General features: G+C 68.0%; 13 protein-coding genes. 6 read left to right on the top strand and 7 right to left on the bottom strand.

The window, feature by feature from the left end:
* Positions 1-33 precede the first annotated feature (33 nt).
* The 6 genes from IBJ82_RS27325 to IBJ82_RS27300 all read left to right on the top strand — a co-directional run bounded on the left by IBJ82_RS27325 (position 34) and on the right by IBJ82_RS27300 (position 6,143).
* Positions 34-534, top strand: a complete 501-nt coding sequence (locus IBJ82_RS27325) for a PspA/IM30 family protein (protein WP_194828865.1) — start codon at positions 34-36, stop codon at positions 532-534.
* Between the two features lie 47 nt (positions 535-581).
* A complete protein-coding gene (locus tag IBJ82_RS27320) occupies positions 582-1,607 on the top strand; it encodes a hypothetical protein (protein ID WP_194828864.1) in 1,026 nt (341 codons plus the stop codon).
* A 381-nt stretch (positions 1,608-1,988) separates the two neighbouring features.
* Positions 1,989-4,673, top strand: a complete 2,685-nt coding sequence (locus tag IBJ82_RS27315; RefSeq protein WP_370585501.1) for a nitrate- and nitrite sensing domain-containing protein — start codon at positions 1,989-1,991, stop codon at positions 4,671-4,673.
* A 27-nt stretch (positions 4,674-4,700) separates the two neighbouring features.
* Positions 4,701-5,129 carry a roadblock/LC7 domain-containing protein gene (locus IBJ82_RS27310; protein ID WP_056824424.1) on the top strand — a complete coding sequence of 143 codons (429 nt, stop codon included), beginning with the start codon at positions 4,701-4,703 and terminating at the stop codon, positions 5,127-5,129.
* Entirely contained in the window at positions 5,126-5,566 is a 441-nt protein-coding gene (locus tag IBJ82_RS27305; protein ID WP_194828863.1) for a DUF742 domain-containing protein, read from the top strand. The genes IBJ82_RS27310 and IBJ82_RS27305 overlap by 4 nt, the downstream gene beginning before the upstream one ends.
* A gap of 10 nt (positions 5,567-5,576) precedes the next feature.
* The gene (locus IBJ82_RS27300) at positions 5,577-6,143 is read left to right on the top strand and encodes an ATP/GTP-binding protein (protein ID WP_194828862.1); all 567 of its coding nucleotides are present in this window, start codon (positions 5,577-5,579) and stop codon (positions 6,141-6,143) included.
* 18 nt (positions 6,144-6,161) lie between these two features.
* On the opposite strand, the gene IBJ82_RS27295 is transcribed toward IBJ82_RS27300, so the two are convergent.
* The 7 genes from IBJ82_RS27295 to IBJ82_RS27265 form a co-directional block, all read right to left on the bottom strand.
* Positions 6,162-7,697, bottom strand: a complete 1,536-nt coding sequence (locus tag IBJ82_RS27295; protein WP_194828861.1) for a hypothetical protein — start codon at positions 7,695-7,697, stop codon at positions 6,162-6,164.
* On the bottom strand, positions 7,694-8,320 hold the full coding sequence (locus IBJ82_RS27290; protein WP_194828860.1) for a hypothetical protein: 627 nt from the start codon (positions 8,318-8,320) through the stop codon (positions 7,694-7,696). The genes IBJ82_RS27295 and IBJ82_RS27290 overlap by 4 nt, the downstream gene beginning before the upstream one ends.
* Before the next feature lie 88 nt (positions 8,321-8,408).
* Positions 8,409-9,791 (bottom strand): lipase family protein, encoded by a 1,383-nt coding sequence (locus IBJ82_RS27285; protein ID WP_194828859.1) that lies wholly within the window; start codon positions 9,789-9,791, stop codon positions 8,409-8,411.
* 79 nt (positions 9,792-9,870) lie between these two features.
* Positions 9,871-10,512: a TetR/AcrR family transcriptional regulator gene (locus IBJ82_RS27280; RefSeq protein WP_194828858.1), complete on the bottom strand. Its 642-nt coding sequence runs from the start codon at positions 10,510-10,512 to the stop codon at positions 9,871-9,873.
* A gap of 16 nt (positions 10,513-10,528) precedes the next feature.
* Positions 10,529-11,338, bottom strand: a complete 810-nt coding sequence (locus IBJ82_RS27275) for an ABC transporter ATP-binding protein (protein ID WP_194828857.1) — start codon at positions 11,336-11,338, stop codon at positions 10,529-10,531.
* Positions 11,338-12,420 carry an iron chelate uptake ABC transporter family permease subunit gene (locus IBJ82_RS27270; RefSeq protein WP_194828856.1) on the bottom strand — a complete coding sequence of 361 codons (1,083 nt, stop codon included), beginning with the start codon at positions 12,418-12,420 and terminating at the stop codon, positions 11,338-11,340. Before IBJ82_RS27270 ends, IBJ82_RS27275 begins: the two co-directional genes overlap by 1 nt.
* Entirely contained in the window at positions 12,417-13,424 is a 1,008-nt protein-coding gene (locus IBJ82_RS27265; protein ID WP_370585500.1) for a FecCD family ABC transporter permease, read from the bottom strand. The genes IBJ82_RS27270 and IBJ82_RS27265 overlap by 4 nt, the downstream gene beginning before the upstream one ends.
* Between the last annotated feature and the right edge of the window lie 11 nt (positions 13,425-13,435).

The raw sequence follows: 13,435 nt of genomic DNA, 5'->3' as shown, positions 1-13,435 counted from the left end.
TCGGCGGTCGCTGATGCTGCGTAGCCTGGCGGTATGAGCGAAACGAGCGAACTCCTCGGCCGCATGGCCGCGCTACCCGACCACGAGCTGGTTTCGGTGCTGCGTGCCGCGGTCGCCGGACGTCCCGGGCTCGTCGCGGTGGCCGCCGCACTGGCCCAGGCCGAAGTCGGTCATGCCGATACCGGATCGCCTGTGACTCTGGACACCGACATCGTCGACGCGGATGTGGTGCACGTCGCATCCGGGCAGGTAGGAGGCGCGATCCCGGTACCGCCGGTACCGTCCGGGCTGCCGGTGACCGGCGCACCTACCGCCACCGGCGGATATTCCACTTCCGGAGTGCCGACATTCGACTCGGTTCGGGATAAGGTCGAGCAGCGTTTCGGCACCGCGCAGGGAATGGACGAGCTCGACCGGCAGACTCCCGCGGGTCGTAGCGTCGACGAACAGTGGGAGGCGCGGGAAAAAGCCGCGCGTGAGCGGCTGGATCAGATCCGGAAATCGGTGCAGGGCAACGATTCCGGCGACAAGTAGCCACGCGTCCTCCCCTCCAGCAACGACCGTGATGGGTGGACACACAAATGACGCAGGCACGCCAGATCGCCGACCGACTGCTCGACGCGCAGGTGGAATTCCTGCTCGCCGAGGTGACCGGTGACCGGTTCGCCGAGGTGATCGCCCGCGACGTGGCCGCCGTGCTGGCCGTCGGTGAGACGATTCGGTTCGGCGATGTGGTCTCCCTCGAGCAGGGCGAGCAGACGGTGGCCACGGTGTTCGACCGCATCGGCGGCAGCCCCGTGATCGCCGACACCGTCGGCATCTTCTCCGACGCGATCTACGACCACATCGCGTCGAACACCGAATACACCCTCGGCGACGTCGTCGACCGCGAACCGGTGGAAGCGTTGCTGGAGAAGATCTTCGGCATGCACCAGGCTCAGGAGCGGATCCTGGACCGGCTCACCGAGAGCCCGCTCGTCGCCACCGTGGCCTCGCGTTTCGTCGACAAGCTGATCGGCGACTTCATGCAGGCCAATCGTGAACGCGCCGAGAAGATTCCGGGCGTCTCCTCGCTGATGTCGCTGGGTCAGACCGCGGCCAATCGGGCCAAAAAGGTCGCGGCCGACAGCACCTTCGTCGGTGACCTCGCGGGCAAGGGCGCGCTGTTCGCGCTCAAGCGCACCAACAACGCGATCCGCGACATGCTGCGTGACGCCCCGGTGCACTCGGCGGCGATGGAATTCTGGGACCTGCACGCCGACGAGCCGGTCGCGGGCCTGCGTGAATACCTCACCCAGAAGGACCTCAACGAGCTGGTCCAGATCTGCTACGAGATCGCGGTGACGACCAGGGAGAAGGAGTACTTCGGCCTGCTCGTGCGCGAGTGCGTCGAGGTGTTCTACGCCAGGTACGGCAACCACACCCTCTCGGCGATGCTGCCCGAACTCGGCCTCGACGCCGACGACATCAGTGCCGAGATCCTGCGCTACGGTCCGGCCGTCATCGAGGCCGCCAAGCGCAACGGTGTGCTGGCCGGGCTGATCAGGGAACGCCTGGAGCCGTTCTTCTACTCGGATCAGGTGCTGGGAATTCTCGGCGGCGAGTAGTTTTCGCGAATACCGATCGGTAATGCGAATTGATCGACACGACTTCGCTTCTTGATTTGCGCGGCACCGTCACAACCGGTATATCGAGTCGAGCATTCGAATCGCGCCTTCTGATCGGCGGCGCCAAATGTGTTGCGCGTCACGCTTTCTGGTGAGCTGTATGTATCCGGCAGCGAACCGGTTGGCCAACTCGCTGCCGATACGACTGTGAGCATTCGGCTACACGAAGCCCGCTGAATTTCCGGCATGTTTAGATCAGCGCACGAATTGCTGCTTTACACCGTTCCGCATTGACCGCGCACCGCGCGGAGTGCAAGTTTGCACCTGACTTTCCATGAGCCACCGTGACCGACGTTGCGGTGGCATTGCAAAGGAGTAGGTGTGCGTGCACGTTCCCGGCCGAACCCGACCGGAACCCGATCGGACGGCAGCGCTCGAGGGCAGCGGCCCGGCGCCGGGCTGATCCGGCCGCGCACCATCTCCGGTCAGCTCGCCCGGATCCTGGTGGTGTCGCTGGTGTTGGTGCTCGCGCTGCTCGGGCTGACCATGTCGACCCAGGTCAGCGCCTACCGCCGCAGCGGGGAAACCGTGGATGCCGTGGCGGTCGCACTGGCCGCGCAGGACCTCGTGCAGCAGGTGCAGCGCGAGCGAGGGCTGAGCAACGGTTTGCTCGGCGGTGATCAACGCCTGCGTCAACCCGTCACCGACCAGCGCGCGGGCACCGATGCCGCCCTGCGCGCCCTGGTGAACGCCGTCGTGGGCGACCCGCCCGGTGCGGGGGAGGTGCGCTCGGCGCTGGGCCATCTGGCGGGGCTGCCCTCGATCCGCTCCCAGGTCGACAATCGCAATGTCACCCGGCAGGCGGCGTTCCAGTTCTACACCGACGGCATCGACGCGCTGAACCGTCTCTCGCTCGGTCTGGACCAGGCGCGTGACCCGGCCGTCCGGCACGGCCTGCAAGCGCTCTACGCCCTCGGTGATGCGAAGGAGTTCGCGGCCCGTGAACGCGGGTTCCTCAACGGCGTCTTCGCCGCCGGGGAATTCGCGTCGGGGGAGTACGTGCAGTTCCTCGACATCCGGGCTGCCCGCAATGCCGCGCTCACCGCCTTCGCCCACGACGCGACGCCCGCCCAGCAGGCTCGTCTCGACGCGGTGCTCGCGAGTGAGAACGCCACGCGGGCAGCCGAATCGGAGAACATCGCGATCGCCTCGACGCTGGGACCGCTGGTCGCGCCGGTCGACCCGGCCGTGTGGTGGGCACAGATGACCGCGGTCATCGACGAACAGCGGACCGTGCAGCAGGTCATCGGCGACGACGTCGGCGCGCGGGCGGAGAAACTCCGTCTGGACGCCGCGCTGATGCTGGCCGCCTTCGCCTCGGCCGCGCTGTTGGCGATCGCGGTCGAATTCGCGCTCGTCCTCGCCAGCATCAGGGCCATCGTCCGGCCCTTGGCCCGGTTGGCCGCCGAGGCCGACGATGTCGCCTCCACGCGACTACCCGAGGTGATCGAGGCCTGGCACAGCGCCGCCGACGCCCATCCCGATCCGCCCGAGCCGGTGCGAACGCCGCGCGGTGCGAGCGTCGAGATCGCCGCTGTCGCCAGCGCTTTGGATCGGGTGCAGACCACCGCGTTCGACCTCGCCTCCGAGCAGGCACTGGTGCGGCGCAACACCACCGAATCGATGGCGAACCTGGCCCGCCGCAATCAGAACCTGGTGCGGCGTCAGCTGGGATTGATCAGCGAGTTCGAGCGCGAGGAACTCGACCCGAAGGCACTGTCGAACCTGTTCGAACTCGACCACCTGGCCACCCGCATGCGGCGCAACGCCGAAAGCCTGCTGGTGTTGGTCGGCGAGGCCAGCCCGCGCCGGTGGGCCGAACCGATCGCGCTCACCGATGTGATCCGGGCCGGACTGTCCGAGGTCGACGACTACCGGCGGGTGGTGCTGCGCCGGATCGACGACATCGCGGTGACCGGTGCCGTCGTCAGCGAACTGGCCCATATCCTGGCCGAACTCATCGAGAACGGGCTGGCCTTCTCCCCGCCCGATCTCGAGGTCGAGGTGTACGGCCGCAAGGTCGCGGGCGGCTACCTGCTCGCCGTCGTCGACCACGGCGTCGGCATGCCCGCCGAACAACTCGCCGAAGCCAACGCCCGGCTGCGCGGCGAGCAGGACTTCATCGTCGCCTCCACCCGCTACCTGGGCCACTACGTGGTCGGCCGGCTGGCGGGTCGACTCGGCATCGACGTGGAACTGAACACGTCGCCGGTCAGCGGCATCGTCGCCCGCCTGCTCCTCCCGCCGTCGCTGCTCGCCGACGAAAAGGCCGGGCAGGCAGCCGACTCGAGAAACGGCGCCACCCGAGGCTCCGGAGCGGGCACAGGCTCGGCGGACCTCGTGGCAACACCGACACGCAACGGTGCGGTCGCCACCGGTAAGAGCGCGGTGGCGATCGCCGCGGGCCACTCGGTAGGGCCGGCTCGCAATGGCGTCACGGTCAGCTCGGCGATGCCGCGACACCCCGAGATCCCGTCCGGTCTGGCAGGTTCGGAGCGGTCGGACAGTCGATCAGGTGGGGTCTCCGGCGGCTCCTCCCACACCCTCTCCGGCGGCGGCACCACGTGGCCGGACACCAACGGCCGATCTCGGCACAGCCGCAACGTGGAATCCGGTCCGAGCAGTGCCAACGGCAGCGGTCAGGCTTCGGCGAACCATTCGTCCGCGTACGCGCAATTCCTGAGCAGCGCAACCGATTCCGCGCACTCACCGGAGCGTTCCGAGGGAGCCGCCCGAGGCCATAACGGCTCGACCGTAGAGCAGCCGCGTGAGCTACCCGCCGGTGCCCCCGCCGTCGAACGCACTCGCAACGGACTGGTCAAACGTGGTAAGCGCAGCAAGATCACCGGCGCACCGGAGCGACCTCGCCGCGATCCGGAGACCCGGCCCCCGGTCGTCGAACGGACCCCCGACCAGACCCGCAGCATGCTCTCCTCGTTCCGCACCGGCCACGAACGCGGCGGCGAGACCGAATCTGCCACCACCCCAATCGATCCCACCCGCTGACGATCGGACCAGACCCAAGGAGACCCGGTGACCACCCACCTACCGACCACTGATCCGCACACCTTCAACTGGCTGCTCGGCAACTTCGTCCGCAATACCGACGGCGTGCGCGACACCGTCGCCGTCTCCTCCGACGGCCTACTGATCGCGATGTCGGACGGCCTCGACCGCACCGGCGCCGACCGGCTCGCCGCGATGGTGTCGGGTCTGTCCAGCCTCGCCCGCAGTGCCTCGCGCAGTTATGATTTCGACGGTCTGAAGCTGATCATGATCGAGATGAAGCGCGGCTTCCTGCTGGTGTCGGCACTGGGCGACGGCAGCTGCCTCGGCGTGATCGCCGACGGCGGCTGTGATGTCGGCCTGGTCGGCTACGAGATGGCCGTGCTCGCCGAACGCGCCGGATCACTGCTCGACCCGCTGCTGATCAGCGAATTGCGAGAGTCGTTGCGCAGATGAGAGATCCCGATCTCCCGCGGTTGCCCGACCCGCGCATGATCCCGATGAACCAGCCCACGGGCTGGCGTGGCCCCCTGCCGTCGGTGCCGGTGACCCCCACCGCCCACGACGATGTCGACGATCGCTTCGTTCGCCCGTTCGTGCTCACCGCGGGCCGCACCGTCCCGGTGCTCGACGGCCTGCGCATCGAAACCCTCGTCCAGGCACCGCCGTCCGCGCTGTCGGCGCCGCTGCGGTTCGAGGAGCGCACCGTTGTGCAGCTGTGCCTGACGCCGCACTCCATCGCCGAAATCGGTGCCGCCCTGCGGGTTCCGATCGGCATCGCCAAGGTGATCGTCAGCGATCTGGCAGCGGCGGGACATGTCACCGTCCGTGACGCGCCCGAACTGTCGACCGCCGCCATCGAGAGGATCCGCGACCTTGTCCGCGCACTTTAAGGCACCAGCAATGCCGTCCTCGGTGAAGATCGTGGTCAGCGGCGGCTTCGGCGTCGGTAAGACCACCTTCATCGGCGCCATCTCCGAGATCGAGCCACTGGTCACCGAGGCCTCGATGACCGAGGTCTCCCTCGGCATCGACGATCGCGGTCACCGTGCCGAAAAGACAGCGACCACAGTGGCTTTGGACTTCGGCCGCATCACCCTCGAGCAATCCCTGATCCTCTACCTGTTCGGGACGCCCGGCCAGGACCGGTTCGTCTTCCTGTGGGACGACCTGGTCGACGGCGCCCTCGGTGCGGTCATCGTCGTCGACACCGGCCGGGTAGAGGACTGCTATCCGGTCCTGGACTACTTCGAAGAACACCAGACGCCCTTCGTCGTGGTGGTCAACCGCTTCGCCGACGCCACCCGTTTCGACCTCGGCGAGGTCCGTGAAGCGCTCGGCCTCGACGACTGGATCCCGGTGCTGGACTGCGACGCCCGCGACCGCGACTCCGTGCGCGATGTGCTTGTCGCGCTCCTCGAGCAGGTTCTGCTGCACCGCGTCCAACCACGCCACCGGGAGGTGAGCTGAGCCCACCCCCGGCGGTGATCAGCGCCGATTCAGGGTGAGATCCGACAGGGCCAGATGGAACCGCGCGTCGGTGACGTCGACCGAGGTATCGGTGAACCTGTGCCCGCCCAGCGTGTTCCGCACGAAATCGCGGACGGCGGGCGGCTGCGTATCCAACGCGGCCAGCAGTTCCTGCGGCACTTCGATGGTCCCGTCGAAGAACCGCGGCTGACCGGTGATCCCGGGCTGCTGCGGCGTCTGCCGCAAGCCGTCGACGGTGTGCAGCACGACGTCGAGCACACTGCCGTCACCGAATTCGATCCGCAGCGGTGTGGGGGAGACGGCCGGATCGAAGGACTGGATCCGCGCGGTCCATCCCTGGGACGAGACGCCCTGGTAGTCGTAGGGCGACACGGGACCGAGCGTCTCCTGCGCGCGGTTCACCGGCGAGTTCTCCAGCGCCGCACCGGAAAGCGGTTGATCGGTGGCGACGAAGGTCCACGACTCGTCGGTGAGCATCTTGCGCCAGAACCCGGTCCTGGCACCGTCGCGACCTTCGATGCGCAACTCCCGCGCCGCCGAGCCGGGCCCGGTCCGGTGGACGGAGATGCGGTCGGTGATCTGTCCGGGCACCTTCGGCTGCGCGACCCAGTCCGGTGCGGGCAACTGGATGGCCGCGAAGCGGGGGTCGATGCGCTCGGAGAGCATGTCCGGCGCTTCGGGCAGGCCGCGCTGGTCTTCGTAGGAGTAGCGGAAGAAGACCTTGTCCGCGCCGGAGATGTCGAAATCGTAGAGGCGCGTGTAGAAGTCGCCGTACCGGTTGACCACCATCGAGGTCGATGCGCTGGTGGACAACGCGACGGCCTGGAACCGCCCACCGAGCGGAGTCCCCATCTCGTAGCTGTGATCCACCGGCAACCACGGGTCGACGTACTGGATCCGCTGACCACCATGGGTCAGCGCGAACACATGCGACACCTTCGCACCGCCGACCGGATGCTCGTTGCCCGCAATATCGGTCCATCGGTGATCTTCGTTGGGCGAGAGCACCGACCACGACCAGGTCGACGTGCCGGGCGGCAAGGTGTTGCCGGGGCCGGTCCACAGCGGAGTGCCGTAGCGGCTGCTCCAGTTCCAGTCCGCGGGGGCGCTGAGCGCGTGATCCATCGTGATGAACCGGCCGTCGCGGGCGATCATCATCACTTCGTCGTCGTCGGCCGAGACACCGGCGATCGTGCCCGCCAGGCACCCCGGCAGAGCGACAGTGCGCCAACCGCCCAGGGCGGCAGCCTCTTTCACGTACACCTGACCGTCGCGCGTGGCGAAGGTCCAGCGCCGGTTGAACGACTCGGTGGTGGTGCGCAAGTGCACCTGCTCGGGGAGCGCGACCGTCGCCGGGGTGAACGCCGCCAGTCCGGTGGTGGATTCGTCGACTGTCACTTCCGGCGTGCCGACGGTACCCACCGGCAGACACCCCGGATCGGCGACAGCCGCCGATTGTGTTGTCAACCCGGCGAATACCAGTCCGGCCGCCGCGACCAGCGCCGAACGCCGGACGGCGTGCCCGCGCCTCACAGCCACCCCGCCGCGCCGAAACCGATGAGAGCGATCGCGTCGATCCCGAAGATCGTGCCGACCACGAGCGCCTTGCTTCGCACGCTCGGCAGATCGTGCACGAAGAAGCAGGCCGCGAAGAACGGCACGTACCCGATGATCCAGATCAGGAACGGGAAGCTCGGCTGCCACCACGACCAATCCCAGGTGAGGACTCCCGCCTTGTTCAACAGGACCTCGACACCCACCGCCGCGACCGAGTTGAGCGCGATCAGCACCGGTCGGTTCGGCAACCCGAAGATCCGAGTTTCCTTGGGCGGCAACATCTTCGCCGCCGCGATTCCCATGATCGCGAACATGAAGCAGATCTCGATATTCAGCCCGATCAGGATCTGATAGGCCGTCGGTCCGCTCGCCGCCCAGACCGGCGCCCGTTCGGTGAAGTGGAAGACCAGCGCGTTCCAGATCTCGTTGAACCAGTCCATGCCCCACAGTGCGAGTCCGGCGAACAGCACATTCCAATTACGCCGCTCGACCTCGACCGCGTAGATGTACACGACCACCAGCAATAGCGGAATGACATACCACTTGAACTGGCTCGCATCGCGAAGTATCTCCAGCGCGGCCCGGGCGTTGTCGGTCAACGGGGCACCTCCTGCTCATGATCGACGAACCCGGCGAGTATGATACAAATCAACATCAAACGTCAATGTGTATCGCCGAGTTGACGAGTCAGCGGCTACCGAGCGGCATGCCGAGCAGGGAGGCGAATTTCGCGGCGAGCGTGTCGCCGAGGAAGTCCAAGGCGCCGGGGGTGGCGGCCATGGTGCCCGCGTCGGAGATGGTGCAGCCGGTGGGGGCCGGGACGCCGTCGAGGCGGTCACGGAGCCAGATCAGCGCGGCCGGACCGCCGACGACTTCCGCGACGATGTGTTCGCTGGCATGGTCGCGGGTGTAGGTCAGCGACGTGTTCGGATCACGGCAGTAGGTGTCGACCAGGGTGTCGGTGGCGGCGAGGGGCAGGATCTCGTCCCAGGCGGAATGCCAGAGGAACAGCGGCATGTCGGGGACGGACTTGCCCATCTTGGTGTCGGCGAGCATCGCGGCGACCGGCGGGTCGAGTGGGCCGCTGTCGGACGCGATCATGGCGTCCAGGTTCAGGAACGGCAGCAGCATCGACTGGTACTGCACGCACAGTGACGATTTGACCGCGGTCAGGCCCCTGCCGAGTGGGTCGAGTCGCCGGTCGAGGTAGGCGGCGAAGTCCGGGTATTCACGGGTGAGCCCGATGACGGCGGCGTAGACCAGACCCGAGGTCAGCTGGTTGTTCGACATCCGCAGTGCCGCGAAGAGATCCGCGCCGACTCCGCCTTCGGCGGCGCCGACGATGTTGAGCTCCGGCGCGTAGGAGGCGTGCAATTCGGCGGCGTGGCCGGTCGCGATCGAACCGCCGGAGTAGCCGTAGAGCCCCACCGGTGCGGTCGGTCCCGCCTCGAGCGGTGCGAAACTGGTAGCCGCGCGGATACCGTCGAGGGTGATCCGGCCTGCCAGCGGTCCGGCAGCGTACGCGGAGTTCGGACCCTGATGATCGGGCACCACTACCGCCCAACCCTGAGCCAATGCTGCTTGCGCGAAGAGGAACTCGGCGGGCACCACGATCTGCCCGGCCAGCGGCGCCACCGAAAGATGTTGTAGCGCATAGGAAGGCGCGCAATAGCCTGCGGTCGAATCCTCGGCCAACTGGACCGAGAGTAGTTTGCGTGGTTCCACGGCCTGCCCACGCGGCTTGATCAGCGTCGCCACCGCCGGGATCGCCTCGTCGCGACTGTTGTTCGAGCGGTAGGACACCTGCCAGGCGTCGACATCGATCGGCAGGAGGCCGAAATCAGCGACGTTGACCTGCCGGACGGCGATGATCTCGCCGGGCGCGGTTGCCGCGACTGTCTCGGCGGCCGGGAGGTAGAAGCCGGGATCCAGCTCCGGCGGCAGCGGAATCACCGGGGCGGGAGCGGCGGGCGCCGGGTCGGCGGCCGCGGGGCAGGCCGCCATGACCGATGTCGCCGCGATAACCGCCGCGGCCAGGGTGAACCACCGGGAAGCGGTAGGAGATCTCATCGTGCGCAGTCCTCACATATTTTGAGACACCAGCGTCTCAATGACGGAGACTATGACACGTGTGTGGCGTAGATCGCAATCAGTCGCCGGGCGATGTCGCCGAAATCAGACTGTTCAGGATGGTGGAGAAGACATCGACCAGCTCGTCGACGGGCGGTCGCGGGTCGTCCAGGCTCCACTGGTGCACGGCGCCGTTCACCGCCCCGATGAACGCCGCCATCGGCACCCGCCACCCGCCGGGCGGTATCCGCACCCCGTCGCGACCTGCGGCGATCGCGGTGACCACCGCACCCCACCGATCCCTGACCTGCGCTCGGTACGCCTCGATATCCGGGCTCACCCCGACGATGTCGACGAAAGCGACTTTGGCGCACCGGATGTCGTCGGTAATCGCCTCCGCGTACGCCCGCACCGCCGCCTCGATGAGCGCGCGCAGATCGTCGGATTCCGCCGCCGCCAGCGCTTCTGCCACCGCTGCCCCGGCCTTGTCCTGCACGGCGTCGTACACCGCGACGAGTAGTTCCTCGCGCCCGGCGAACTGCTCGTAGAACTGCCGACGCGACAACCCCGCGACCGCGCACACATCGGTCAGCGAACTGTTGGCGTACGACTTCTCCGCGAACACGGTCAGTCCCGCGTCGATGAACAGCGCCCGGCGCTCGACCTGCCGTTCGGCGACCGAGGTGCCGGTGTAGTTGTGTCGCGTCCGCCCAGATGTCACCCCATGACCCTACTGTTCAGGGTTCGGGCGAGATATCGGTGTCGACGGGTCCGATCGGGACCACCAGCGGGGTTCCGGTGACCGGGTCGTCGATCACCTTCGCGCGCAGCCCGAAGACCTCCGCCACCACGTCCTCGGTGAGAACTTCGGCCGGCGTTCCCGCGGCAACCACCCGGCCCGCGCGCATCGCGACCAGTCGATGGGCGTAGCGCGCGGCGAGATTCAAGTCGTGCAGCACCATCACCACCGTCCGGCCCGCTTCGGCGTGCAGGCGCCGGACCAGGTCGAGCACCTCGATCTGGTGGGCGAGGTCGAGGAAGGTCGTGGGTTCGTCGAGCAGCAGCAGGTCGGTGTTCTGGGCCAGCGCCATCGAGATCCAGGCGCGCTGGCGTTGCCCGCCGGACAGCTCGTCGAGTGATCGATCGGCGAACTCGACCATGTCGGTCCAGTTCAGGGCTTCGTTGATGGCGGATTCGTCGTCGTCGGACCACTGGCGGTACCAGCGCTGGTGCGGATGTCTGCCGCGGGCGACCAGGTCGGCGACGGTGAGACCTTCGGGGGCGAGCGGTGATTGGGGCAGGATGCCCAGCACGCGCGCCACCTCCTTGGTCGACATGCGGTCGATCCGCTTGCCGTCCAAATGGACGTGGCCGCCGGTGGGGCGCATCAGCCGGGCCATCGCGCGCAGGAGCGTGGATTTGCCGCAACCGTTGGGTCCGATCACCGCGGTGACGGTGCCACCGGTGATGTCCAGGTCGAGACCGTCGACGACGGTGGTCGGTCCGTAGCCGAGGGTCAGATCGCTGGCCTGTAGCCGAACGGTCATCACACGCCCGCTTTCCCGGCACGGTTGCGCCGCATCAACAGATAGATCAGATAGGGCGCGCCGAGGACGGCGGTGATCACCCCGACGGGAAGTTCGCCTGCGGGCAACAGGGTGCGGGCGACGAGATCGGCGGCGACGGTGAAGCCCGCGCCCAGCACGACCGAGGTGAGCAGCGGTGGCTGCGCCGAACCGGTCAGGCGCAGCGCCACCTGCGGCACCGCGAGCGCGACGAAGATGATGGCGCCCGCCGAGGCGGTGGCGACTCCGGCGAGCAGCACGGCCAGGACCAGCAGCGTCAGACGGGCGGCGTCGAGCCGCACCCCGAGCGAGCGGGCGGTGTCGTCGCCGAAGTGCAGCGCGCCGAGCAGGTGGGTGCCCGCGAGCACCACCGGCACCAGGAGGGCCAGGGCGATCGCCACCGGTGTCACCTGGATCCAGCTGCTGCCGTTGAGGCTGCCGGTCAGCCAGGTCACCGCTCGTGCCGCGACATCGACGTCGCCGACGCTGAGCAGCCAGAAGGTCACGCTCGAGAGCAGCGAACCGGCGCCGAGACCGACGAGCACGAGCCGATAGCCTTCGATCCCGCCTCGCCAGGCCAGCACGAAAACGCACAGCGCGGCGAGCAATCCGCCCAGCATGGACGCCACGGGCACCCCGATCTCGGCGGCGGCACCGCTGATCTGGCCGCGGCTGCCGGACAGGGCGATCACCGCGACCGCGGCCACGCTCGAGCCCGCGGTGACGCCGAGAATATCGGGACTGGACAACGGGTTTCGGGCGATGCCCTGAGTGATCGCACCGGACAACGCGAGTGCCGCGCCGACCAGCGCGCCGGTGAGAATCCGGGGCAGTCGCAGATCCCACACCACATAGGCGAGGCCGTCGTCGCCACCACCGGTAAGGACCGCGAGCACGTCCCACGGCGTGACCGGACCTCCGTCGGGCATCGTGTAGGTGCCCAGCGCGAGCGCGACGCAGGCCGCGGCGCAGAGTATCGCGAGTCCGAGCAACAGGACCGCCGTCGTGCGTAGTCGCAGTTGCCATGACACCGGTCCCAGCCGGACCGCCCGGACGGTGCTCATATGCTCACCAGCTTTCGGCGGCGGACCAGCACGATGAAGAACGGGACGCCGACGAAGGCGAGCATGATGCCCGCGGGCAGTTCGCCCTTGTCCAGGACCAGCCGTCCCGCGATGTCGGCGACCAGCACCATGACCACGCCGAGCAGCCCGGCGACGGGCACCAGCCAGCGGTAGTCGGGCCCGGTGATGCCACGCGCCAGGTGCGGAACGACGAGCCCGACGAAGCCCAACGGCCCGGCGATCGCCACGACCGCACCGGTCAACAGCACGATCGAGCCGATACCGACGGTGCGCGCCAACAAGACACGGTGGCCGAGGGCGCGGGCGGTGTCCTCGCCGAGGCCGAGGGCGTTGAGCGCGGAGGTGTTGGCCAGGGCGAGGACGATCCCGACGAGGACGAACGGTGTCGCCTTGCCGAGCACGTCGAGGTTGGACCCGACCAGCGACCCGGCCTTCCAGAAGCGGTAGATGTCGGTGACATCGGTGTCGAACAGCACCACCGCCGAGATCAGGCCCTGCAGCAGGTAGCTGACGGCGGCGCCGGCCAAGGCGAGGGTCACCGGCGTTGGTCCGCCGCGGCCCGTCGCGCCGATGACGAACACGGTGATGGTCGCGATCAGCGCACCGGCGAAGCCGAACCACACATAACCGAACAGGCTCGAGATGCCGCCGATCATCACCGCGAGGACGATGCCGAGAGCCGCGCCCTGGGTGATGCCGAGCAGCGCCGGATCGGCCAGGGGATTTCTGGTGTGCCCCTGGATCACCGCGCCCGCGATGCCGAGCGCGAGACCGGCGAGCACGCCGAGCAGAGTGCGCGGCAGGCGAAGGCCGTTGACGATGGCCCCGGTCTCGGTGTCGGTCGTGCCGCCGAGCGCGTGCAGAACATCAAGGGGAGCAATGAGTTTGGAACCGATGGCCAAACTCAGCAGAACGGCCGCGAATACCGCGGCCAAGAGTCCGGCGACGAGTAGCAACCGGCGAGACCGCGTGTTGGCGAACACGACTCCGGGCG

The sequence above is a fragment of the Nocardia sp. XZ_19_231 genome (assembly GCF_015355705.1).
In the GTDB taxonomy this organism is placed as follows: Bacteria; Actinomycetota; Actinomycetes; order Mycobacteriales; family Mycobacteriaceae; genus Nocardia; species Nocardia salmonicida.
This window is presented reverse-complemented; position numbering and strand designations above follow the sequence as displayed.

What these genes read in the sequence shown, in the direction of transcription:
- IBJ82_RS27325 (WP_194828865.1), top strand. Translation starts at nt 34, where the DNA reads ATGAGCGAAACGAGCGAACTCCTCGGCCGCATGGCCGCGCTACCCGAC.
- IBJ82_RS27275 (WP_194828857.1), bottom strand. Translation starts at nt 11,338, where the DNA reads ATGACCGTTCGGCTACAGGCCAGCGATCTGACCCTCGGCTACGGACCG.
- IBJ82_RS27285 (WP_194828859.1), bottom strand. Translation starts at nt 9,791, where the DNA reads ATGAGATCTCCTACCGCTTCCCGGTGGTTCACCCTGGCCGCGGCGGTT.
- IBJ82_RS27305 (WP_194828863.1), top strand. Translation starts at nt 5,126, where the DNA reads ATGAGAGATCCCGATCTCCCGCGGTTGCCCGACCCGCGCATGATCCCG.
- IBJ82_RS27300 (WP_194828862.1), top strand. Translation starts at nt 5,577, where the DNA reads ATGCCGTCCTCGGTGAAGATCGTGGTCAGCGGCGGCTTCGGCGTCGGT.
- IBJ82_RS27320 (WP_194828864.1), top strand. Translation starts at nt 582, where the DNA reads ATGACGCAGGCACGCCAGATCGCCGACCGACTGCTCGACGCGCAGGTG.
- IBJ82_RS27270 (WP_194828856.1), bottom strand. Translation starts at nt 12,420, where the DNA reads ATGAGCACCGTCCGGGCGGTCCGGCTGGGACCGGTGTCATGGCAACTG.